Genomic DNA, 24,393 nt, shown 5'->3' on the forward strand with positions numbered 1-24,393 from the left:
TTATGACCTTGTGCGCTTTGGTTAACAGCGATGGGCGGTAGCGTGCCTCAGTATGAAAGAGAGCATGAATATGGAAAGTCAGCCTGCTGTTTTACAGCACCTCCGAAATCATGGTTGTGCTGATGCGGAAATTATCCCTAAGTACGGGGGCTTGAAACCGCCGGAACAGAAGATCTCTCTGGAGTGTGATGACAAAGTCAAAGGAGGTAGTAAATGAGTGATTCGGTGATAAATAATGCAGTCAGCTCGGTAAAGCAGCTTTTAGGACAATCTCGTTATCGCATAGATGTACATGGCTGTTTGCATTTTTTGGATGTTCTGAACTTTCATGCGGAACACGCTCTGAGTCAGCCTTGGTACTATAACGTTTCAGTCACCAGCCCAGCGGCGGATATCGCCTGCGACACGTTATTGCTCAAACCCGCATCATTCACATTTCAGACCCCGATGTTTACTGGTGTGCCAGCGACCCCGGTACGTACTGTTTATGGCGTGGTGCAGTCTTTCTGCCGTATCTCAACCTCGGCAGATGAAACCCATTATTCATTGAGATTAGTACCGCGTATCGCGCTGCTACGGCATAGCAAAAGTAGTGAGATTTACCTAAACCAGTCAGTGACAGAAGTGGTGGAGCAAGTGCTGCGTAAGCACGGTCTTGAAGGCCCGGACTTCGAGTTTCGCCTGTCGCGTGAATATCCTGCGCGGGAACTGATTACTCAATGGCGGGAAGATGACCTGGCATTTGTGCAGCGTTTACTGGCTGAAGTCGGTATTTTCTGGCGTTTCGAAATGGACAGCCGCTTAGAGCAGGATGTTGTGATATTTCAGGATACGCAGGAGCAATACGAGTTTGGTCTGACATTGCCATTACGTAATCCCGCAGGAATGAGCGACAGCGGGCAGGAGAGCGTCTGGGATATACGCACCGCACATAATGTAGTCAGCGGCAGCGTTGCCACCCGCGATTATAATTATCGTCAGGCACTAACTCCGCAGGACAGCACGGAAACTGTCAGCGGCCCGGAAGGGATCACCATCGGCGAAACCTACCACTATGCGGAGCCCTTTTTATCCGAAGGGGCGTTAGAAAATCCGGAAGACGGCGCGTTTTATGCCCGGCTGCGTCATGAGCGTATTCTTAACAATCAATATACCGTCACTGGTCGCGCCACGAGTCCCGAACTGTCTCCCGGCCAAGTATTAGAAACCGATGGTATTCTGCCAGATGGCCTGCAAGATGGGATAGTTATTACAACTGTTCACTGTAGTGGCTCACGTAAAAGCAGTTTTCGGCTCAAATTTACCGGTATTCCCTACAGTGAAATAGTGTGTTATCGCCCGCCGTTACTGAAACGGCCCGTGATTTCTGGCTCTCTGCCTGCCAGAGTAGAAAGTACTCAGAAAGGCGATACCTATGCCTGGCTGGATAATCAAGGCCGTTACCGCGTGAAGCTTGATTTTGACCGTAGCAACGCGGAGCAAGGCTATGCGTATCTCTGGCTGCGGATGGCAAAACCCTATGCCGGTGACACCTATGGCTGGCATGCGCCTTTGCTTGATGGTACGGAGGTTTCGGTTATTTTTGACAGTGGCGATCCGGACCGGCCTTATATCGCCTTTGCCCAGCATGACTCTGAACATCCTGACCATGTTACCAGCGACAATCACACCCGCAATATTTGGCGCACGCCTGCAAATAATAAGCTGAGGATGGAAGATAAGCGGCAGGAAGAGCACATCAAACTTGCCACTGAATTCGGTAAAAGTCAGCTTAACATGGGCCATCTGGTCAATAACGTGCGCGAACAACGTGGAACCGGTTTTGAACTGCGTACTGATGAGTTTGGTGCGATCCGTGCAGCCAAAGGTCTTTTCCTGACGGCGGATGAACAACTAAAAGCACAAGGTGCGATGCTGGAAATGGCCCCGGCGGTTAACCAAATTAACCAGGCGAATAGCGAAATGCAGGCCCTGAATGATGCCGCAGAACGGGCTGGCGCATTGGTATCAGATATACAGAAGCAAATTAATCTGGTTAACGACCGCCTGTCAGGTTTGCAATCAGCTGTGTTGCTGGCAAGTGCGCCGCAAGGCATGGCCTTCACCTCTGGCGAACACCTGCAGTTGAGCAGTTCTGGCAATACTATGATTAACGCCGGCCAGCACCTCGATATTGGCAGCATGAAAAATCTGTCTGTGATGGTAGAAAAAGCATTGGGGATATTTGTGCATAAGGCGGGAGCAAAGCTGGTTGCCAATCAAGGTGATATAGAAATCCAGGCTCAGCACAACACAATGGCACTGTTTGCTGAGCAACAAGTCACCATCACCAGCAGTGATGATGAAATCGTCATCAGCACACCAAAAACGTTGACGCTAAACGGCGGCGGTTCCTACCTCAAACTGAGTTCAAGCGGAATAGAACACGGCTCAGCAGGCGATTTTATTGTTAAAGCGGCTAATTATCTGGTACCGGGGTCGGGGGGCAGTTTACCACTGGAGACGCCAGATTTTAAAAAAACTGAAATTAAGATCACAACAAAAAACTCTGCTAAATGGGCCAGTGAATAACAGGGAAGTGATATATGTCCGCAAAATTACCAAAATTCAGCTATCCGGTACCGTCGAACAAAAACGGCCATGCTTTTTCTTCGGCAGAAGAACTATTGTCAAAACTTGGCGGTGAAAGCTCGGGGCAGTATCTGGTGGGAAGTCAGGGGATGTGGCATGGAGGCATTCATATTTCAGATGCGACCATCCCGTGGTGTGCTCTGAGCACTGACAGTGACGCTGAGAAAGCCTACTACAACAATTTACCCTATAAAGGGGAACAGTTTATTCGCTGCATGGCAGATGGCGAGATTATTGCCTGGCGCGTCTGTAAGGATTATGCAAGCGCAGCTATCACGTGGCGGGGTGAAAAGCTTTATCTTTCAACATCATTTGTGTTGGTAAAACACTATGTTCAGCCGGGGGATACAGCCGCCAGTGGCTTGACGTTTTATACCCTGTACATGAATTTAGCCCCTTCTAGCGCCTATGAACGACAAGGGGGAGATCTTAACCGCAAGACGACTGGCTCTCAGCGCTATTACACAAGTGCAGAAAACACTCAGGCAGGTGCTGCCGCAGGTTCACTGGTTAAAGATACCCGTGTGACCCTGAGCGACAATATTATATCTCGTGCGAGTGACCACCGTCAGTTTACTGAAGTGACCCTTACCGTTGAGACGAAGAACGCAGCAGGCGTCGCTCTGAAGGCGGGAACGAAAATCTGGACGGTGTCCGATCAGGGCGCCCTGAAAGCTGTATCTTCCGTGCCGGTGCCGTCATGGTGGACGAAATGTGCTCCGGCTTATGGCACTCAGCCCACCGATATGGTGAATTGTACCTCTCGTACAGACTGGTCGTATTACCTGAGCCGCGAGGATGTACTGCAAAGAAAAATAGCGGGTAAATTGGCCGCGGGTTTCCCATTAACGTATGAGCCTGATAATAAGGCGCAGCAGGTGACACGTCCCGGAAAAGACCCGGAGGACACGCCGAATACTTTCAGTCTGGTCACGCTAGGCCGGGATGTGGGTAAGATGAAAAAAGGTAATCGAGTCTGGGTCGTGTCTGACGGTGACAGTCTGACACCTGCTCAAGCGACTTCTGGCAGCCAGCCAGTGTTTGGTGAGGTAGTCAAACCACTGACACCTATTGCTATTAGCGCCGGTGACAGCATTGGGCATATGGGTTTTTATCAGTTACCAGAAGAGAACGGTAAGCGTTCACGTTATCAGGTACATATTGAGTGCCTGAGCATGGACGAGAAATTGCCGACGTTTCTGACCAACCCAGAGAAAGTAGGGGAACAAGAGCCTGCGTTTATCAAGTATCCGGAAAGTGCGACGCTGTTTACCAAAAATGCCGAGGGGCAAATGGTGGACAGTACCCGCAAAACCCGGACACAGGGTATTGTGACACGTTCAAAAGTGCCGGTGGAAGACAAGGACGGACAAGCCGCCTATTACCAGATACACAAAGAAAACGGCTGGCTGGCCGCGTCAAGTGTGCAGAAAGTGTCACAGTATGCGTTAGGTGAACTAGGTTTTGTTACCCTGGATAAGGCTCCAGAGAGTTTTGACCTGATAGACGGTATAAAACATCCTGATAACATAGTAAAGGGTATCCTGGAGCAGATGTATAACGCAGCAAAAGATGAAACCCGTACCAGTCATGTGTTGAACGAATATAATTATAAACGGCTGCTGGAACTGATAGATACCAATAAAGATGGCCACTATTCAGAAGAAGAGTACATTCAGGCGATCCACAATGTGTCATACCGAGACCATCTGTACCGTATTATCGCCAAACACAGCAGTGAATGGTATTACGGCAAGGATGATCCGCTGTGGAAAACGTATCTGGAGACGCTGACTAAAGATGCACCGCAGTGGAAAACGTACACGGAAACGTTTATTGAACAAATGAAATGGATGAAGGACGTGCCGGAGATGGGGGCCGAGCCATGGCACATGCATCCGGTGGTGTTTTTAGAGGCGATAAAACATCAATTATGTGATTGCGAAAATATATATGCTGATAAATTTAAAGTCACTAGATATGGGGCGGTTTACGGACCGATTTATAAAGGTGAGATAAGCCTGAAAGATTATTCTCGTTGGGATTTTCTTGCTTCTAAAGGGAAAGTGACATTGGATGAGAAGGAAATACTTATCGCAATGTCAGAGAATGAGGGAAATATGGATGCCATACAATCCTACGATAGTGAAGTAATTACTGCTGGTGCTATGCAGAAAACCGTTAAGGATACCTTTAATCCCAACTCTAGTCCTGTTATTGATTTTAGAGGGAAAGGTGAACTGTCTATACAATTTTCAATATTTAAAACTTTACATCCCGAGTTATACAATAGATATGCGGTGAATTGTGGTTGGACTGTTGAAGGAACTGGCTCGTCAGCAACTATTTATTATAACGATGCCATACTTACTAATGGTAAGAAAATAACTGCTATTGACTTGAAAGTATTAATAAGAAAGGGCTGTAGTGAGGAGACTTATGGACATGTTGTGCATAATAAACCTCTTGCCGCATTAGTGAAGGTGCTTTTACTTCCTGAGTATATTGATCTTCAAATACTAGATTTTATTGACAGACTTCATCTTGCTGAAAATAAGATTGTAGTATCTAACAAAAAAATAAAATATTTTGTTAAAAGTAAATTTGGAAGAGCCGTCGTTTTAGATCATTCAGTAAATCGGCCAGGTAATGTAGTGAGGGATTTCAAAAAAGCCGTGGATAACTTTTACAAAAATAACCCGCAAGTTAATCATGATCCAGCACAGTGGGGGAGTGATTTCAGTAAAAACGAAAAGAATTTATTGGAAGAATATAAGTTAACAAGAGTAATGACTAATTCAGTAGGTAGGTTTAATTCGCTAAAGGCTAAATTATGAAATTAAAATTTTTATTAAAAATTATTGCTTTTCTGTCAGTGGCTATTTCATCAGTAGCTTTTTCTGATGTTATAATAACTTCACCTATTGGAACGGAATTAATTTTTTCCGATAAAAAAACTGGAGAGAATTATGATCCATACGCATGGAAAAAACTATCATTTAAAGATGGTAGAGACCCGATTGATCTGAGTATAAAGGGCCGTTATTTCACTGAAGATGGTTCATCTAGAGTCTCTCCATCTGGAGAGTATTTAGTTGTAACTAGCATATCAGGGGGGTATTTAGATTCAGTGGATGGAAAGAGAGAGTATATTGATAAAGCTCATTGCAGTGTTGTTGATATGAAAAATGGTTGTTTCGTTAGTGACTGGGATGGTGAAGTTTGTGGATATAATTGGAAAAAAAATGAAGATGTGTTAGCAAGTTCTAATTCGCCAGGGGCTGAAACGTTCGACTTCCTTTCTTTGCGCCCCACAATAAATAGTATTAAAGATAATCTACCGTTACTTAATGAAACTACAGTGAGAAATTATTTGAGATGTGATATGCCAGATAAAAAAAATATAAATGTGTACCAGGAGTTAATAAAGGTTAATAAGGTATCAAAAGAATTGGTGAGTGAATGCATTATTAAATACTTAGGAGGAATCAGTTCGGAAAAAACTATTATAAAAAAAACATATTTATTTTCTGCTTCAGATAATAACAGTCGGACCAAAGCTTACTTGGTATCAGGAGATAAGGTGAAGGTAATACAAAGTTCACCTGATAATAGATGGGTAAATATTGGTTACATTAATGCAAAGGGCACGCCTCTCGTTGCATGGGTTAAGGCTGATACCTTAGTTAAATGATTTTTCTTGACACTCGCTATCTTTAAATAGTTTTACGAACTATTTAAATGAGGTAATTAAAGCTAGAGGTAGGGATATTGTGACGTAAAAGTCAGCTTAATATGGGTCATCTGGTCAATAACGTGCGCGAACAACGTGGAACCGGTTTTGAACTGCGTACTGATGAGTTTGGTGCGATCCGTGCAGCCAAAGGTCTTTTCCTGACGGCGGATGAACAACTAAAAGCGCAAGGTGCGATGCTGGAAATGGCCCCGGCGGTTAACCAAATTAACCAGGCTAATAGCGAAATACAGGCCCTGAATGATGCCGCAGAACGGGATGGCGCATTGGTATCAGATATACAGAAGCAAATTAATCTGGTTAACGACCGCCTGTCAGGTTTGCAATCAGCCGTGTTACTGGCAAGTGCGCCGCAAGGCATGGCCTTCACCTCTGGTGAACACCTGCAGTTGAGTAGTTCTGGCAACACCATGATTAACGCCGGCCAGCACCTCGATATTGGCAGCATGAAAAATCTGTCTGTGATGGTAGAAAAAGCATTGGGGATATTTGTGCATAAGGCGGGAGAAAAGCTTGTTGCCAATCAAGGTGATATAGAAATCCAGGCTCAGCACAACACAATGGCACTGTTTGCTGAGCAACAAGTCACCATCACCAGCAGTGATGATGAAATCGTCATCAGCACCCCCAAAACGTTGACCCTAAACGGCGGCGATTCCTACCTCAAACTGAGTTCAAGCGGAATAGAACACGGCTCGGGAGGCGATTTTATTGTTAAAGCGGCTAATTATCTGGTGCCGGGGTCGGGAGCTGACCTACCCAATGAAACCGATAATTTTAGTGTGACTGAGATTTCCGAAATGCATCAAGTCACCAGTAAATCGTTCAATGATTGATTTAACTCATTCGTATGCTTGGAGTGGCTAATGTTAAAGAAAGCGTTTTGTTTATGTTGCTTATTGTTTTTATCTAATGCGCCTTTTGCCGCAAATAGGAATGCGTCATCACCTGAAAATATTGTGAGGAATTTTTATCATGATTATTTGACAGCATGGAATATGCCAGACGTTAAAGAGGGTTTGAAAAAGTCGCATCAAGCTGTGGATACCTACACGACCAAACATCTCAAAATATTGGGAAATGCAAATAATTCTGGTACGGACTATTTTACGCACTCTCAAGATATATGTCCTGAATGGGAAAATAATATAAATACGAAAGAAATATCAATAAATAGTCACGTTGCTGCTTATCGAGTGGACTTGGGATATGGAAAGAGCATGTCCTCTTTCACAGTGCATCTTATAAAACAGCATAAGAGATGGATGCTGGATTCTGTTGAATTTGATGGCAGAGAAAGTGGGATATGTAACCAGTAAAGATGGTGGGGAAAATGTTTGATATAAAAAAGGAATTTCTGTTTTAAATTCAAATGCTGACATTATTGCCAAGGATAATGCCCGCCGATTCAAGGAAAAAATAGATCCTCATCTTAGATATGGCCTTTCACGATGTGCGGCATACGTTCGATTGGCGCTAGAAGCGGGGGGGATAAAAATACCTGTTCCAAGAATAAGAACTCTAGCTTCGGCATGTGATTACGGCCCATCGCTACAAGAAAAGGGATTTGACCCTATATTTACACACTCGGGGGCGGGTAAGGCTGAATTTACCTCTCTTGTGATCCCAGGGCAGCAAGCTGGTGATGTCGTTGTTATTCAACCAATAGCAGGTCATCCGGATGGACATATAGCCATGTTCAATGGCTTACATTGGGTGTCTGATTTCGTTCAATATAAAGGTTTCTATCCTGGCCCCTCATATCGCAATATCAAACCAGCATTTATACTTTATCGGTATAACAATAATAAAGCCCGTAACACCGAAGTAAAGGATACTTCCCATAATATAACTATTGGCTACCCGATACCCAAGAATAAGAAGGGCAGTGATTTTACTCAGCTTGACGAGATTCTTTCGCATCTGGACGGCGAATCCACCGGGCTGTATATGATTGGCCGCAACGGGATGTGGCACGGCGGGATACACATCACCAACGCGACTACGCTGTGGTGCGCCCTAAGCGGAAAGTCGATATTCGAAAAGGTCGATTTCCCGGTGTCTTATACGGGTGAGCAGTTCGTCCGTTGCATGGCTGACGGTGATGTTGTGGCTTATCGCGTTTGTCAGGATTATCTGCCGATTAAATGGGGAAACGGGGCGCTGAGTTTTTCAGGCTCTTTCTTATTAGTCCGTCATTATATCCAGCCGGGGAAAACGGCAAAAAGTGGCCTGCATTTCTATACGCTGTATATGCATCTGGCACCGCATTCTGCCTATCAAACACCAGATACTACCCCATTGTGGGCCGTTCAGGATACGCTCACGGTTTACCAGCCAGAATGGCTATTGTCCGCTAGTCACAGCCACACTCACCGCGCCGGGGTCATGCCCAAGGGGGCATTGATAGAGTGGGATGACAAAGATGGCAATCTTCGTACTCGGGCTTTCAACCAGCGTGATTACGGGTTAGTGAGGTTTAAAGGGCTGACGGAAGCAATGAAGAAAAAAGGAGTAAAAACAACCCTAACGGAAGGCGAGCAATATTGGATACTGGTCGATAACAATAATATCAAATTGGTCGAGGAGGAGTTAGTTCAACCTGCCTGGTGGTCGCATTTACAGGTGCCTTCGAGTGATGTAATGCAGTATGACCGGATTGTGTGTCCGACGCCTTATCCTATTCATGCCGGTGACGCGGTCGGCCATCTGGGTTATTGCCAGGTGCCGAAGGACGGGGGATATGAATCCCGTTATCAGGTGCATATCGAATGTTTTAGCATGGATGACAATCTACCTACTTTCCTGACTAACCCAGAGAAGGTGGGACATGATAACCCGCTGTACCTGAAATATTTACCGGGACTGGCGCTATACAAAAAAGAAACGAAGACCGGCACCTTTAGCAAGGAGGAGAGGGTAACCAGGGGAAGCGCTATTCTGCCATTGGCAAAAGTACCGGTGGAATCCCACAAAAACAAGGCAGGCCTTGAGGAGTATTACCAGCTGAAGGAAGGCTATGTCCTGAAAAGTGAGAAAACGCCTGAAAGACTGTCGCAGTATGATTTGGCTAAACTCGGATTCACCCTGATTAAAGATAACCCAGACAGCTTTGACCACCTGAACGGCAAAACGCAGCCAAAAGGGCTGGTGCGCAGTATTTATGAACAGTTATTGCATCACGCGACAATCGACTTACGCGTCAGTCATGCCTTGGTCTCGCACAATTACCAGCGGCTGCTGGATAAGATTGACGGCCACCCGCAGGGTAAATATTCCCCGGAAGAATATCGCCGTGCGATCCATAACCCATCATATATACATGAGTTGTACAAAATAATAGTCAGGCATCCGAGTGACTGGTTCCATAAAAAGGAAGACGGTATTTGGCAGACGTTCCTGAACGAACTGAAGAAAGAGGCACCAGGCTGGAAAACGTACAGCGAAGACTTTCTCGATAAGATGGCGTGGATGCAGGAGGTGACGACGGAGAAACTAGGGCCAGAGCTGTGGCATATGCATCCGTTGATGTTTTTGGGGGCTATTCGGCAATTACAAAGGTACATTATAAAACACACCCGATATGATTACACACTTGATGAAGCAATAAATAAGCAAATGAGTATTCCTGGGAATGCTGCTCCTAAATGGGGAATTTTGAGGAATGCTACTCGGGGAGAAGTAACTCAAGAAATAAAACCCTCAAACTTATTTAGTAATATACAAATGCTTCAATTTCTTGAAATAGACAAACCGATGGGAATATCGGTTGAGTTATTAAATGATTTTTTGAAAGGAAAGGGTTCTCTCGATGGCACTGCGGCAGCATTTATTCAAGCTGCCCATGATTTTAATATCAATGAGTGCTACCTTGCAGCACATGCTGCCATTGAAACTGGTAATGGGACCAGTGTACTGGGCAAAGGATCTCTATTCTCATATAATCATCAGGAGTCAAGAAAAGTTTATAATATGTTTGGAATTGCAGCTGTAGATGGAAATGCTGTCGGTGGAGGTAAAGCAGCCGCCTACTCTCGCGGATGGTTTACCCCGGAATTAGCCATCAGAGGAGGAGCAGGATGGATCTCACAGAAGTTTGTTAATAAGAAACAAAATACACTTTATAAAATGCGTTGGAATCCATCTAGCCCTTCGTTACATCAATATGCGACAGCAGTGAATTGGCCAAGTCATATTGTCACTAGAATGTATGAAATTTGTGGCGATTATCATGAATATAATAAAGAGTTATATTTCGATATTCCTGTTTATAAGGAGAGTGCTCAGTGATTCGATATAATAAGCTGTTATTGTGTTTGTTGCTTCTTATATTATTTGGGTTTAATTTTTATGCTGCTGCAAGTTGCATAGAAAATAAGATTTTTTATTCATATAATAAAACTCCAGAGCCAGAGCAAAAAAAGTTCAATTGAATGTGAAAACTTATTTTTATTCTTCCCCGCAAGAGGGATGTAAAACAAATATTTTCATAATAAAAAATGACAAGATCTTAAAGTATAGGGAGTTTGGAGGTTTTTCATACGTAAATTATATAAATAAAAATGGTCATGTTATTGATGGTTGGGTAAGAAATAAAAACATCATCCCCGATAATGAAAAATATAATGGTTTAGACTATATCGATTTCTCACTGATGCTCGGAAAAGAAAAAACACGTCTCTTGGGAAAGACGACGAAAGATATGGATAACTGGATAAACAACAATAAGATTAGCGTATCTGACCCAGATAATCATGGTTTTTATAAAGGGTTTGAGTCTTGGAATATTGATTTTTCTGGGGTATATATAACCATATCTCAAACAAACAAAGTAATGGAAAAAAGGCTGGGGTATAATGATACCTATGTATCAGGTATTACGTTGGTCGATAGACAGTATAAAACTATCCGTGGTATATCGGTAGGTGATAGTTGGAATAAAGTCATCTCAAAGTATGGAAGGAATAGTAAAGCTGATACTGAAAATAAGTGCAATTATTTTCAGTATTTTGATATGCGGTTAACATTTTGCCTAGACACATTTAACAACGTTCAATCGATACTATTTGAAGATTATCCCATTGGGCCATAAAATACGCTATCATAAACAATTGTTATGACTTCAGATTATTGAATAGCACATTCTTACAGTATCTGGCAGACCTTTTCTGACTTAGTTAAATATATATGCTCCGGGCTGGAAAACGTACAGCGAAGACTTTATCGATAAGATGGCCTGGATGCAGAGGTGACAACGGAGAAACTGGGGCCAGAACTGTGGCATATGCATCCGTTAAGGTTTATGGGAGTTCTAATACCCAAAGTTAAGTTATTGGTAGGATCACAGAAAAAGAATTCGTAACTTTTTTTTACAGAGGCCAAAAGGAATGAAAAATCATCACGTGTACCAGCGGAAATAACTACTGCTCAAGCAATTACTATGAAAGTATTAATGGGAGAGCTGTATTTTTTCAAAAAAACCGAAGGCATCCTTTCTTATTTAACAGTGTCGACCCAATTGAATGGGCTAAAGGCTTACAAAAAGCAGGTTATGCGACAGATCCAAATTATGCAAACTCTTTAATTTCCGTCATGAAAAATCAGGGGCTTATAAAATAAAAATTGCACTTGCATTATTTATTTTCCTAACATCATTTTTTTCTCATGCAGAGGTTTTTTGTTCTAATATTTCATCTAAAGCAGATGCTGAAAGAGTAATAATACCTAGTGATGAGTCAGGGTATAAGGTTGCAGGAAAAAGGCGCGTTTACTTTCATAATGCGCCAAGTGAAAGATGTACGAATAACAATATATTTATCATTCCTGAAGATTTGGTGAATGCCTATGCAGATTACGGCGGATATACATATGTTATATATTTTACTAAAGAAGGTAAGGATATCGAAGGTTGGGTTAAATCTAATCGTTTAATGCCGACAGACACCGGCATCGCCCCATCTGACGGTAATAATAATGACCAATAAAATGACTTTGTGAGCAGGGTGTTGAGATGGGCGATATGCTTTGTTTAATGGTGGCGAAAGCAGAATATACAACCAGTAATAATGGTAGGGTGAAAGTTTAATGCAAAAAATAACAACTATTTCAAATAAAAATTCATCTGTTTTTCATAATGATTTTTTTAGCTTTGCTAAAACTGATTGAGTACTCCTGAGCACCTTGATTTTTTAATGTCCAATTTTACTAGAGGACTTAATAGTACTACATTGAAAACTCTAGTTCATCTAAGTTTTTAATTTAATAACAGGATGTTTATAATGAAAATAATAGAAAAATTTATCATTGTTATAGGAGTAGTGCCTTTATTTGTATGCGCCATGTCTCAGGATGAGCAGGAAAATTATATTAATATTAAAAATACATACATTAAGTTAGATCAAGAGTTAAATAATTTATATAAATATCAAGTTAAGGAATATAAAGAGGAAGGCGGTGAATTTTATGGTGAAAGTGACTCTCGTAATGTTTTTTTAAAGAGATCGCAACAAATATGGATTAAAATGCGAGATGCAGATTGTAATTATGAAACATACGAATCAAAAAAAGGAACGGGGTTTCAAAGCATATATACACAATGCCTTCTTAATAAAACGAATGACCGGATAAAGTATTTGAAGGAAAATAATTAAATAATAGGAGCGATTTATTAGAAGGATTAAATATTATGAAAATTAAGTTATTGTTTTTACTTACTGCTGTTTTTTACTCAGTTAGCAGCATGGCTGCGTTTACTAATAATGAAAGTGAACAGTTGTCAGAAATTAATACCAAGTCTAAAAACAGAGTCTCAGAGATAATTGGGGTTTTGGATAAGTCAATAAATGAACAGATTAGTAATAATCCAGAAAAAAAGAAGCGGATTTTAGAGTTAAAAAATGCGTGGGGAATTCTAATAATAAAAAAATGCCAGCTTGAAACTTTTGACTCTAAAGGCACTGATGCAGAAATATCTGGAGTTAATGATTGTCTGTATAATGGCTATCAACGAGAGATTAGTTACTTTACTTGGTAAGTTCTATGATTTAACACGCGACTTAAAATAATAACATCTCTGAAATTGATAAGAACTCTCTTTATTCCAAAGCTTAACTCAATGATGACGTAAGAAGTCAATCATGCATTTAATTCAATAAAAAAGGAAATAAACCGATGCTTCAAATTATCCGTAAAGGTGATAAAACCACTCATGGTGGTGTGGTCCTAATGGGTTCAGACGACATGAAATTTGGCGGGATCGGTGTGGCTCGCAAAGGCGATATGGTGTCATGCCCAATTGTGGGTCATGGTATTACCATTATTGTTGAGGGCAATCCGAACTATCTGGATGGTGGCATACCCGTTGCCTTTCATGGACATAAATGCGGCTGTGGCTGCAGCCTAATCAGCTCGTTCGCGCCAGCTAAGGTTGGCTGAGTATGCCTGTTTTACTGGATATAATCCCCGAGCCTGCAAAGCCGGTCGACCGCCCAAGTCACCGGCGTTGGTTACTCTTTCTCGTGATTATTATGCTTATCGGGGCGATGCTGACGTTTTGGAACTGGGCGGCAGAACGCAGCGGTTTTATCTTCTGGTTTACCGCTCTTGGTTTACCTTTTTGTACCTGGGGGCTCTTTTTCAGCCTTCGCCGGTTTGCCTATAAGGTTGAGCAGGTTGGTGTTCAGTCTTGGAATGTTGAGCGTGAAAAGCTCCTTGAAAGTGAAATTTTCCGTGGACAGCGTTCAGCGTGGATCCTGGGATCTAGCGTATTGACCAAGGCTGGCAATGGAACGGCTAGGTTGCTTTCTCTAATGGAAGAGGCCACACCGTTAATGATTGTCGTTCAGCCACGGAGCGGAGGTGCGCCTGTACAACATGCGGCGTTACCGGCGTTTCAGGAAAACACGTCTACGGCTTTGGCAGGGATAATATCGACAGTCGCTACTTATATTCAGGATATTGTCACGGTATTACCCGATGAGGTTATCTGCTGGTTGATGATTAACTGTGATAATGAGCTTTCCTCGATGGCAGAGGCGGCTATTTATGATGAACTAGCAGAGAAAACGGGAAAAGTTTATCGCCGCGTATCGGGAAGTGGAATGGCGGCGTTTGACGCTTGGCTTGATAATCGGTGGGATACGCCTTCAATTTTTATCGCTGTCACTATCTCACTTCGAGCGGAGCCTAAAGAGGGGGATACTGAGGCGGTCACCGTCTTTATTCTCAGTAACCGAAAAGCAGACGCTTATCCTGATGCGACGCGACTGCATCGTCCTGAGAAAGGCATCACCGAGAATCTGAGTCGGACCTTGTCGCGTTCTTTGTTATGGGCGAACCGGCAACCCGAAACACTCGCAGGCAGTTGGATCACAGGATCGGTACTGACGACAGGTTCTCAATGGAATAAAGCTTGTGAGGATAACGCTGTTACTTTCAGCCTGACCAAAGATAACAAGATGATTGATCCCGTGTTGGGATATGCGGGTAATGCCTCTCCTTGGCTTGCTATTGCATTAGCTGAGTCGACTATTGATGAGCGGGAGGCACAAATTATTGCGGCTCAATCCTCCCCCGACAAAGGCGATATATGGGTTGTCGTGATCGCCAAAGAAAATATTCACAAGGAATAACCTCGTAAGGGATACCAGGGAATGTCTAAGGTAAAAATCAAAACAGTTATCGGGACCAGTGTTGTTGTCCTCCTCTTTCTTATCGTGATTATCGGCTTCCTGTTTTTTGCCTTTCCGGGGGTTATGGCTTCGGCAATCGGGCTGGGGCCATTCGACAATAACCGGATCCTAACCCTATGCGCCTTAGTAGCTGCCGTATTGCTCCTGATGGGATGGATAATTGAAAAGGTCTTCGATATTTCAGGTAAATCAGGGGTGTATCTCCAGTGGGGTAAGAACAAACGTCAGGTTACTAATAATATCGCGGGTAATCTGACTAGCACTGAAGAAAAGAGTGACGCCATATTCAGTGCGGAACCTGTCATTGAGCACCTTAACTTACGCTACGGTCGTCGCTGGAAACGCAAAGTACGCATTCTGCTGGTACAAGGCGAAGATGCTGATATTGAGCAAGCTGTTCCGCGACTCAATCGTGATCTGTGGCAAGAGGGTGATGGAATTGTTCTGATTCACGGCGGTGATGCCCAGTCAGTGCCGGATGAAACGTTCCTGGCAGCGCTGTGCCAAGTGCGTCCACATCGTCCATTAGACGGTATCGTACAGGTTATCAATACGGCATTATTGCCCACAGAAACCGAACGAGATGCATTTTTACGCAGTCGCCAGAAAGCCGATAAGATCCTTGGCTGGCAGGCTCCGGTATGGCTGTGGCTGATAGATAAAGAAAGCTGGTCACAGGACGGAAGAACGCTTGCGGCCTGCGGGGCATTATTTGGGGCGCGGACCAGGCCGGAAGAAGCCGTATCCTCATTGAATGAACTTGTACCACGTTTGCGTCAGATGGGGATGACTCAAGTGCTCAGTGAGTCGCGTTATGACTGGCTCTTACGGCTCTCTTCTCGGTTACAGAATGAACTAAAATCTACACTCGGCATATTATTCAGTGGACTCATGCAAGGGCCTGCGGCATACCGACTTCGCGGCGTGATGCTAAGTCCCCAATTGGTCAGTGCGGCAACGGCACCACATATCTGGCTGAGTAGCCCTGCGTGGCAGGCAGTTGTGGCGGACAGCCAGATTTCTCATGCGAAGAAAATAGGCATCAACTGGCAGAAATTTTTGCATTTTACACTGCTTGTACTCGTGGTTTTGTGGGGGGCGGGCACGCTGTTGTCTTTAACGATCAATCGTACCCAGATTTATCAGGCGCAGGAAACCGCTCGTATCGCCGCCGACACCCAAAAATCATTACCGGAACGCCTGCGTAACCAACTAATACTGCAACAGGCTATTGCCCGCTTACAGAATCGTGAAGCCACCGGTGCACCTTGGTATACCCGCTTTGGCCTCAATCAGGACCGTGACGCACTTGCCGCGCTCTGGCCGTTGTATGCACGCAATAACGCTCAATTGATGCGTGATGCTACTTACGAGTATTTACAGCAGCAGTTGAATGCATTTGTCCAACTGCCACCTGCCAGTGATGCCAGAAGCCAGGGAACGCAACGGGCTTACAGCCTGCTAAAAGGCTATCTGATGCTGGCTCGTCCAGACAAGGCGGATGCGGATTGGATGGCGAAACATGTACTAACAGCTTGGCCTAAGCGACAAGGGATCTCTGAGGGGATTTGGCAGTCATTGGCACCCAAACTATTGGGTTTTTATGCGCAAAATCTCCCCGCGCATCCTGAGTGGAAAACCAAACCTGATGCTGAACTTATCAGTACAGTGCGTCAGATCTTGCTTAAACAAATAGGGCAACGTAATGCCGAGTCCGGTTTATATCAGGATATGCTCAAACGTATCGCCAGCAACTGGCCCGATTTAACCCTGGCTGATATGACGGGTGATACGGATGCTTCCACCTTGTTTAGTACTAGTGAAGTTGTGCCGGGGATGTTCACTCGTCAAGCTTGGGAAGAACAGGTCCAAGGTGCGATTGATGATGTAGTGAAAACCCGGCGAGATGAAATCGATTGGGTACTGACGGATAAAACCCATCAACCAGGAAGCGATGTCTCGCCAGAGGTATTAAAAGCACGTCTGACCGAGCGGTATTTCACCGATTTCGGTAACGCCTGGTTGAATATGGTCAACAGTATTCAATGGCACGAAGCTGGGTCATTATCAGAAGCTATTGCCCAACTTAATCAATTGGCTGATGTGCGTCAGTCCCCGCTAGTAGCACTGATGAATACGTTGGCCTGGCAAGGGAAGACCGGTCAGAAAGGCGGTGCACTGGCGGATACTCTCGTAGATTCTGCGAAAAAATTTATTGGCAAAAAGAAAAACTCACAACAGTTCATTGAACAAGCACAAGGGCCAAGAGGTCCATTAGACGGCGTGTTTGGTCCGTTGATGGGGCTGTTAGAGGGTAAAGACGGAACGGGTAATAATGGCAACTTGAGCTTCCAGTCATGGCTAGCGCGTGTCACTCAAGTCCGTCTTAAGCTTCAGCAAGTGACCAGTGCGCCAGATCCACAGGCAATGTCACAGATGCTTGCTCAAACTGTATTCCAGGGGAAAGCTATTGATCTTACTGATACCCGTGATTACGGCAGTCTGGTCGCGGCAAGCCTTGGGCAAGAGTGGAATGGTTTTGGTCAGTCGTTGTTTGTACAGCCATTGGATTTAGCATGGAGACAGGTTCTGGCACCAGCTGCAGACAGCCTGAATGCCCGCTGGCAAAGTACGATCGTTGATCAGTGGAATAAAGCTTTTGCTGGCCGCTATCCGTTTAAATCGACAGGCAGCGATGCGTCATTGTCGCTATTGGCGCAGTTCCTACGTGGAGACTCCGGGCGTATTACCTCGTTTCTAAAAACCAACCTCGGCGGTATCTTGCATCAAGAGGGTAACCGCTGGGTCGTCGATCCTTCGGCTAGCCAGGGAATGACGGTAAATCCTACTTTCCTCAATGCCATTAATCAGTTGGCAGAGATCGCGGATATCGCCTTTGCCCAAGGTGATGCCGGTGTACATTTTGAGTTAATGGCGCGTCCTTCCCGCGATATTGCCCGCATGCAGATGACAATTGACGAGCAGAATCTGGATTACTTCAACCAGATGGAAAGTTGGCAGAGCTTCACCTGGCCGGGGAATACTTACTATCCCGGCGCGCAGCTTAGTTGGCGCAGTGTGAAAACTGGCATGCGCTTATATGCCGATAATCAAGGAAATTGGGGGCTAATCCGCCTGCTAAATAAAGCACAGATCACTTCGCTCGATAGCAGCCGCACTCAACTGGTATGGGCCACGCCGGAAGGTAACTCGTTAAAGTTTATCCTGCGCAGCGAACTGGGTGAGGGGCCATTAGCCTTGCTAAAGCTTCAGGGATTCCGTTTGCCTGAGTCGATTTTTAACGTTGAACCTAAGATGCAGGCCGATCAATAACGACCGTTGAACGTACATCTCTGAGCGGATTCTACAACGTGAAGGCCTTATCTCTATCAAATCGAGCCAAGTCATCGCTTTTGTGGTTGGCTCTTTTTCTCTGATTATTTTCAGGATATCTAAACATGGATGATTTAACCCTGCGCTACTATGAGGCCGAAATGCGCTATTTGCGCGAGGCCGGTAAAGAGTTTGCTTGTGCCCACCCAGACCGTGCGGCCATGCTTAACTTGGATAAACCCGGTGCTCGTGACCCCTACGTAGAACGTTTGTTTGAGGGCTTCGCCTTTCTCATGGGCCGGATGCGCGAGAAACTTGATGATGATTTGCCTGAGCTTACGGAAGGATTAGTCAGCCTGTTATGGCCGCATTACATGCGTACCATCCCGTCACTGGCGATTGTCGAATTTAGTCCTGATTGGCGTCATCTTCGGCAATCGGAATGTCTGCCTGAAGGTTTCTCTGTCTTATCTCGCCCGGTGGGGCCGCAAAAAACCAGCTGTCAATACCGCACGACCCGCGACATCACGCTTCAGCCTCTCCATCTTGCTGATGCTCGTTTGCATACTGAAACCGATGGACGTTCTGCACTCCGTTTGCGCTTTGAATGTAGTGAAAAAGTCGATTGGTCGAAAGCTGGCCTTGATAAGGTTGCTATCTATTTGAATGCGGAAAGTCCGGTGAGCTCCGCATTGCATCTGGCGATGACCCGTCGAGTCCACGCTATGTATAGCCGTCATGCGGGCACGCATTCCGAACGTCAGAAATTTGACGGTTGGTGTAAACCGATGGGCTTCGACGATATAGACAGTCTGTGGCCGAAAGGTGACTCGGCTTTCAGCGGTTATCAGTTGTTGCTGGAGTATTTCAGCTTTCGCCAAAAATTTATGTTTATCGAACTCCGCGGGCTTGACGCAATTGGGCTGACAGCAGACAGCAGCTGGTTTGAAATTGATATCGTACTCAGCGAGGCTTGGTCGCCTGACTTACCCTTTGAGACGGAAAACTTCTGCCTGCATTGTGCACCGGTGATCAACCTCTTTACCCTTGAGGCTGATCCGTTGACGCTGAATCCGCTGGATAATGAATATCTATTGCGGCCGTTGCGCCTTCAGGATGGGCATACTGAAATCTATAGTGTGGACAATATTCATGGGGCGGTAAAAAACGGCAAACATCCCTATATTCCTTTCACCAGTTTCCGTCATCGTGGCGGCATGATGCGTCACGATGCGCCGGAACGCTATTTTCACACTAGGGTGAAACGCGGCGCTTCTGGGCTGTATGACACCTGGCTGATCCTTGGCGGACGTTCTTTTGAACTGGATCAATTGTCAGATAAGCCAGAATCACTTTCCATGCGTATTACCGGCACCAACGGACAGCTTCCGCGCAAGGCGCTGGAAAGTACATTGCTAGACCGCGTCGTTAAAGCGGGAAAGGTGCCAGTCAGAGTGTTGAATCTTTCTGTCCCGACGTTGCCACTTTATCCACCTGCAAACGACCGTTTCCACTGGCGAGTGATGAGCCATCTTGGCTCAAACTTCCTCAGCATGATGGATAACCCAGAGGTACTCCGGGGGACGCTGGCGCTGTATGACTGGACCGATGACGAGATGAACCGCCGTCGCTTAGAGGCAATTGTAGCGGTGAAACATACGCTGATCCGCCGTTTCGAACGGGGATTTATGCTGCGCGGTGTGGATATCGAAGTCACACTTAATATGGATAACTTTGCCGGTGAAGGCGATGTCAATCTGTTTGGTGAAATGCTGCATCGCTTCTTTGCACTGTATGCGGATATTCATCTTTTTAACCAGCTCACGCTGGTGCTGCAACCCACAGGGAAACGCCTGCGATGGAACGAGAATCACAGTCAGCACGTACCAGGCTGACGCTGCAATTACGTAATGATATTTGGCGGGTCAATTTTTACCGTTTCTGTCAGATAGTAGAACAGGCTGATCCGACATCACCACTGCTAGGTGCGACCAGTCACCCAGGAAATGATCCGGTGCGTTTTCGCCCTTGGCCAGGAATGGGCTTTCCGGTTAGTGAACTAAAAAAGGTCGAGATTGACGAAGAGCATCCCGATTTACCGCCAACCGTTCGCACTACCTTTTTGGGGATGTACGGCGTTGACTCACCGCTTCCTGGTACATATCTGGATGATATCGCGCAATGTCGAGATGGGCATGAGGTCGTCACTGCATTTTTGGATATCTTCAGCCACCGTATCACCACCCAGTATTACCGAATCTGGCGCAAATATGCCTATCCGGCGACTTTCGAGGCGGGTGGCACAGATGCGACATCACAATGCTTATTAGGGCTGGTTGGCCTCGGTATTCCTGGTACCGCCGAGCAGGTTGACACACCGGTATCTCGTTTTCTGGCGCTGTTAGGCACTATGCGGCTGCCAACACGTAATGCAGAAGGGATCAGGGCGCTGGTCAGACTGTTGGCTCCGGAGACACAAGCAAGCATCACCGCACATGACCCGGTAAAAGTACCTATTGCTAACCGCACGGGGCTGGGGCCGAAGAATCGGGTTGCGTTGATGCAGCGGGCGACGCTGGGTAAAACAGGAAAAGAAGCCTGTAGCCGTGTGTTGGTGACACTGTCGACCAGCAATCAGGCAGAAGCAGAAGGCTGGCTCCCTGGAGGGCAGTTACATACTGACCTGTTAGTGCTGATGAGAGTTTACCTTGGCTACCGGAGTGACGTGCGTCTACGTCTCACTGTCCCCGTGCGATTACTACCAGAGCCTCGGCTTGGAAAAGGTCGGCGCATTCAACTTGGTCGTACCGGCCTGCTAGGGCTTAAGAACGGCAAACTTAGTGGTAATCGACAATTTTTGACCGTCAGGCTCGGTTGTTATGAGGGACTAATTTGTTCGCCAATCTCTGCGGCTGAAGACGGTCATTATCGTTTTGAATAACTGAAGTATTTTAATTATTAAATCAAGGAACCCCTGAATGGCAACAGCAACCGGATGGCGTATATTTCTGCTTACCGTCTGTAGCCTGCTTGCAGGCTGCGGTCTTACCCAGACCGTTACGGATGGAACCGTCAATATGACGAAAGCTATTTTTTATAAGAAGATCAAAATCCTGCATTTAGATTTATCCCCACGTGCGGGTATCAATACTGATGGTGCCCAGACTCCGTTGGCGACAATGGTGTGGGTGTATCAGCTTAAAGACCGCAAGAGCGTAGATACCGCGAGTTATCAAACCTTATTGCGTAACGCTGATGCGGTACTCAAGGATGACCTGTTGGCATCCAAATCATTGCTGGTGATGCCGCAGGGCAGCCTCACATTGAATATGCCGATGGATGAAAATGCCCAGTTTGTCGCGGTGGTGGGGTTATTTAACCGCCCTGATATGCAAAATAACACCTGGCGTCTGGTATTGAGCCGGAACGACCTTGACCCGGATAAACCACGGACTATCGAGTTGGGGAACAGCGGCCTGAGTCTGGTGCCAATCAAGGAATAAGTTAAGGAGTCAGTTATGGATAACCCACTGCCGTTTTTCAACGGCCAGTCGCGCTATGCCCTGGAGATAAACCAGAGTTCTGTGATAGCGGATATTTTGTCCTTCAAAGGGCGCGAAGTCCTCAGTGAGCCGTTTTCCTGGGATATCGACTTCACGACATCGCAGGCGAATATTGATCCTGCGCAGGTGCTGATGAAGTATGCCAGCCTGCGGATGCGCAGCGGGAAAACGGTACACGGGATACTGACCCGCTTTGAATGGCTGTCAACCACGGCCGATCAGTCGCATTATCGCGTCACTTTGCAATCCCGTTTGGCACTGCTTTCCCGTTCTCGCGGTTGTGCGATTTACCAGAACCAGTCGGTACCAGAGGTGGTAGAGCAGGTGTTACGCGCTCACGGGCTGGAAGGCCCTGATTTTGAATTCCGGCTGGAGCGGGATTACCCGTCGCGTGAGCTGATAACCCAGTGGCGGGAAACCGACCTGGCGTTTATCCAGCGTATCCTGTCAGACGTCGGGATAGGATTTCGTTCCGAGATGCAGGTTGCCACGGAGCAGGAAACAGTAATATTTATCGACAGCCAGCTCCACTATCACTTTGATGTGCGGCTGCCGTATCGTGAGCCATCGGGTCTTTACGATGGGGCAGAAGAATCAGTCTGGGATGTGCGCACCTGGCACAACGTAGTGACAGGCAGCACCTCAACGCGTGATTATAACTACCGCACCGCCAGCACGCCGTTAGACAGCACCATCAGTGTGCGTAATGACGCGGTGACCACCGGCGAACATTACCGTTACGCCGCGCCCTATCAGCAGGTCGGAGATGACAGCGACCCGGAGCCGGAAACCGAAAGCGGGGCGTTTTATGCCCGTCTTCATCATGAGCGGGAACTGAATAAATCCTCCCGTATTCACCTGTTCAGCAACGCCTCACATCTAACGGTTGGTATGGTGCTGGAGCCGCAGGGCGCGAACATTGATGCGTTGAAAGATGGCGTCATCATCACGCTGGTGACCTTTTATGCCGCGCGGGATTCGCGGCTGCATGTCTCTATATGGGGAATGCCCTACAGCGAGCGTTATTGCTACCGCCCGCCAGACATCCCTCGTCCGATTGTTCACGGCACGATACCGGCCCGCATTGAAAGCCGGGAGAAGCACGATATTTACGCGCACCTCGATGAGCACGGACGTTACCGGGTGAAGCTGGATGTCGACCGCGATAATAGCGAACCCGGTTTTTCCTATTTGTGGCTGCGGCAGGCCAAACCTTATGCAGGGGAGACTTATGGCTGGCATACGCCGCTGATTGACGGCACCGAGGTGGCGATAGCCTTTGACGGCGGTGACCCGGACCGGCCGTATATCGCCTATGCGCTGCATGACTCTGCACATCCAGACCACGTCACCCGTGATAATCATAGCCGTAATATTCTGCGAACCCCTGCCAATAATAAAGTGCGTCTGGAGGATAAGCGTCAGGAAGAGCATATCAAGCTGGCCACAGAATACGGTAAAACCCAGCTAAACACCGGTCATCTGGTCGACGCTCAGGGCAAACTACGCGGTACGGGCAGCGAACTGCGAACCGATGAGTACGGCACGGTCCGCGCTGGGAAGGGGTTGTTTATCAGCGCCGATGAACAGCTGAAAGCGCAGGGCGAGATGCTGGACATGGCGGCGGCGCTGAAGGAAATCGAACAGCTGCAACACCAGTTAGCCCAACTGGAAGCCGCCGCCGAACAGGCGGAAGCGTTGCAGGCGGATATCGACAGCCAGATACAGATGTTTTCGCAACGACTCAAACCGCTCAATGACATCATTCACTTTTCTGCGCCACAGGGCATGGCGCTGACCAGCGGTGAGGAGTTGCAGCTGGCGGCCAGCAAGAATGTGGCGATTAACGCCGGCGGCGATATCAGCGTTGGCGTGATGGGCAATATGACCGCGCAGGCGGGCGAGAAGCTGGGGTTATTTGCCCGAACGGGGCAACTGAGCCTGAAATCGGGGGAAGGGCCGCTGGAGATGCAGGCGCAGAACGGCAATATGCGGTTGTTCGCGGAGAAGAAATTCACGCTCACCTCGACGGATGATATCTCCTTTGCCGGTAAGAAGCGCATCACGCTGATAGGCGGCGGCAGTTACCTGAAGCTGGAGCTAGGCAAAGCGGAATACGGCACCCGGTATCAGTATCTGCGCCGGGTGAAAAGGACGATGCGGGGGGCGAAGCATACAGAGTCACCGGAAATCCCATTTATGCCTGGTATAGCTGATGCATATAGTCGACGTTTTATATTGCTTGATGATAGGACTCAACAACCAGTCGAGGGTGTTAAATATATATTGAAATCTCCTTCTGGTGAGCTTTTACAAGGGATTACAGGTGGAGATGGATTAACTAATTTTATAAGCCATACGGAAGAGTTAGATATGGAATTAATTGTTTTAGAACAGGATTTTTTAATAATAGGGTGAAAAG

General features: G+C 46.3%; 16 protein-coding genes and 1 pseudogene. All 17 read left to right on the plus strand.

Annotated features, from left to right (window positions below):
* The first annotated feature begins 213 nt into the window (after positions 1-213).
* The 17 genes and pseudogenes from ACL9RG_RS11275 to ACL9RG_RS11355 all read left to right on the plus strand — a co-directional run bounded on the left by ACL9RG_RS11275 (position 214) and on the right by ACL9RG_RS11355 (position 24,389).
* Positions 214-2,571: a type VI secretion system Vgr family protein gene (locus tag ACL9RG_RS11275; RefSeq protein ID WP_422792708.1), complete on the plus strand. Its 2,358-nt coding sequence runs from the start codon at positions 214-216 to the stop codon at positions 2,569-2,571.
* A gap of 14 nt (positions 2,572-2,585) precedes the next feature.
* Positions 2,586-5,468 (plus strand): hypothetical protein, encoded by a 2,883-nt coding sequence (locus tag ACL9RG_RS11280; RefSeq protein ID WP_422792709.1) that lies wholly within the window; start codon positions 2,586-2,588, stop codon positions 5,466-5,468.
* Positions 5,465-6,325 carry a hypothetical protein gene (locus ACL9RG_RS11285; protein WP_422792710.1) on the plus strand — a complete coding sequence of 287 codons (861 nt, stop codon included), beginning with the start codon at positions 5,465-5,467 and terminating at the stop codon, positions 6,323-6,325. Before ACL9RG_RS11280 ends, ACL9RG_RS11285 begins: the two co-directional genes overlap by 4 nt.
* A gap of 86 nt (positions 6,326-6,411) precedes the next feature.
* A pseudogene (locus tag ACL9RG_RS11290) lies at positions 6,412-7,221 on the plus strand (DUF2345 domain-containing protein); the annotation flags it as partial.
* Positions 7,222-7,251: 30 nt separating this feature from the next.
* Positions 7,252-7,704 carry a DUF3828 domain-containing protein gene (locus ACL9RG_RS11295; RefSeq protein WP_422792711.1) on the plus strand — a complete coding sequence of 151 codons (453 nt, stop codon included), beginning with the start codon at positions 7,252-7,254 and terminating at the stop codon, positions 7,702-7,704.
* 151 nt (positions 7,705-7,855) lie between these two features.
* Positions 7,856-10,675: an N-acetylglucosaminidase gene (locus tag ACL9RG_RS11300; protein WP_422792712.1), complete on the plus strand. Its 2,820-nt coding sequence runs from the start codon at positions 7,856-7,858 to the stop codon at positions 10,673-10,675.
* A gap of 145 nt (positions 10,676-10,820) precedes the next feature.
* Positions 10,821-11,477 carry a hypothetical protein gene (locus ACL9RG_RS11305; protein ID WP_422792713.1) on the plus strand — a complete coding sequence of 219 codons (657 nt, stop codon included), beginning with the start codon at positions 10,821-10,823 and terminating at the stop codon, positions 11,475-11,477.
* A gap of 305 nt (positions 11,478-11,782) precedes the next feature.
* Complete coding sequence (locus tag ACL9RG_RS11310; protein ID WP_422792842.1) at positions 11,783-12,004, plus strand: glucosaminidase domain-containing protein; 222 nt, start codon at positions 11,783-11,785, stop codon at positions 12,002-12,004.
* A gap of 659 nt (positions 12,005-12,663) precedes the next feature.
* The gene (locus tag ACL9RG_RS11315; protein ID WP_422792714.1) at positions 12,664-13,035 is read left to right on the plus strand and encodes a lysozyme inhibitor LprI family protein; all 372 of its coding nucleotides are present in this window, start codon (positions 12,664-12,666) and stop codon (positions 13,033-13,035) included.
* 35 nt (positions 13,036-13,070) lie between these two features.
* Positions 13,071-13,418: a hypothetical protein gene (locus ACL9RG_RS11320; RefSeq protein ID WP_422792715.1), complete on the plus strand. Its 348-nt coding sequence runs from the start codon at positions 13,071-13,073 to the stop codon at positions 13,416-13,418.
* 137 nt (positions 13,419-13,555) lie between these two features.
* The gene (locus tag ACL9RG_RS11325) at positions 13,556-13,819 is read left to right on the plus strand and encodes a PAAR domain-containing protein (RefSeq protein WP_422792716.1); all 264 of its coding nucleotides are present in this window, start codon (positions 13,556-13,558) and stop codon (positions 13,817-13,819) included.
* Positions 13,820-13,821: 2 nt separating this feature from the next.
* On the plus strand, positions 13,822-15,015 hold the full coding sequence (locus ACL9RG_RS11330; protein ID WP_422792717.1) for a hypothetical protein: 1,194 nt from the start codon (positions 13,822-13,824) through the stop codon (positions 15,013-15,015).
* A gap of 21 nt (positions 15,016-15,036) precedes the next feature.
* Positions 15,037-18,408, plus strand: coding sequence for an ImcF-related family protein (locus ACL9RG_RS11335; RefSeq protein ID WP_422792718.1), 3,372 nt, complete (start codon positions 15,037-15,039; stop codon positions 18,406-18,408).
* 125 nt (positions 18,409-18,533) lie between these two features.
* Positions 18,534-20,303, plus strand: a complete 1,770-nt coding sequence (tssF, locus tag ACL9RG_RS11340; protein ID WP_422792719.1) for a type VI secretion system baseplate subunit TssF — start codon at positions 18,534-18,536, stop codon at positions 20,301-20,303.
* On the plus strand, positions 20,267-21,349 hold the full coding sequence (gene tssG, locus ACL9RG_RS11345) for a type VI secretion system baseplate subunit TssG (RefSeq protein ID WP_422792720.1): 1,083 nt from the start codon (positions 20,267-20,269) through the stop codon (positions 21,347-21,349). The genes tssF and tssG overlap by 37 nt, the downstream gene beginning before the upstream one ends.
* 37 nt (positions 21,350-21,386) lie before the next feature.
* Positions 21,387-21,911: a type VI secretion system lipoprotein TssJ gene (gene tssJ / locus ACL9RG_RS11350; RefSeq protein ID WP_422792721.1), complete on the plus strand. Its 525-nt coding sequence runs from the start codon at positions 21,387-21,389 to the stop codon at positions 21,909-21,911.
* 15 nt (positions 21,912-21,926) lie between these two features.
* Positions 21,927-24,389, plus strand: coding sequence for a type VI secretion system Vgr family protein (locus ACL9RG_RS11355; RefSeq protein ID WP_422792722.1), 2,463 nt, complete (start codon positions 21,927-21,929; stop codon positions 24,387-24,389).
* Positions 24,390-24,393 lie beyond the last annotated feature (4 nt).

The sequence above is a fragment of the Rouxiella sp. Mn2063 genome (assembly GCF_049319665.1).
Taxonomy (GTDB): domain Bacteria; phylum Pseudomonadota; class Gammaproteobacteria; order Enterobacterales; family Enterobacteriaceae; genus JBMOUD01.

Coding starts and splice junctions, on each gene's coding strand:
- ACL9RG_RS11275 (WP_422792708.1), top strand. CDS start 214: ATGAGTGATTCGGTGATAAATAATGCAGTCAGCTCGGTAAAGCAGCTT.
- ACL9RG_RS11280 (WP_422792709.1), top strand. CDS start 2,586: ATGTCCGCAAAATTACCAAAATTCAGCTATCCGGTACCGTCGAACAAA.
- ACL9RG_RS11285 (WP_422792710.1), top strand. CDS start 5,465: ATGAAATTAAAATTTTTATTAAAAATTATTGCTTTTCTGTCAGTGGCT.
- ACL9RG_RS11295 (WP_422792711.1), top strand. CDS start 7,252: ATGTTAAAGAAAGCGTTTTGTTTATGTTGCTTATTGTTTTTATCTAAT.
- ACL9RG_RS11315 (WP_422792714.1), top strand. CDS start 12,664: ATGAAAATAATAGAAAAATTTATCATTGTTATAGGAGTAGTGCCTTTA.
- ACL9RG_RS11320 (WP_422792715.1), top strand. CDS start 13,071: ATGAAAATTAAGTTATTGTTTTTACTTACTGCTGTTTTTTACTCAGTT.
- ACL9RG_RS11325 (WP_422792716.1), top strand. CDS start 13,556: ATGCTTCAAATTATCCGTAAAGGTGATAAAACCACTCATGGTGGTGTG.
- ACL9RG_RS11330 (WP_422792717.1), top strand. CDS start 13,822: ATGCCTGTTTTACTGGATATAATCCCCGAGCCTGCAAAGCCGGTCGAC.
- ACL9RG_RS11335 (WP_422792718.1), top strand. CDS start 15,037: ATGTCTAAGGTAAAAATCAAAACAGTTATCGGGACCAGTGTTGTTGTC.
- tssF (WP_422792719.1), top strand. CDS start 18,534: ATGGATGATTTAACCCTGCGCTACTATGAGGCCGAAATGCGCTATTTG.
- tssG (WP_422792720.1), top strand. CDS start 20,267: ATGGAACGAGAATCACAGTCAGCACGTACCAGGCTGACGCTGCAATTA.
- tssJ (WP_422792721.1), top strand. CDS start 21,387: ATGGCAACAGCAACCGGATGGCGTATATTTCTGCTTACCGTCTGTAGC.
- ACL9RG_RS11355 (WP_422792722.1), top strand. CDS start 21,927: ATGGATAACCCACTGCCGTTTTTCAACGGCCAGTCGCGCTATGCCCTG.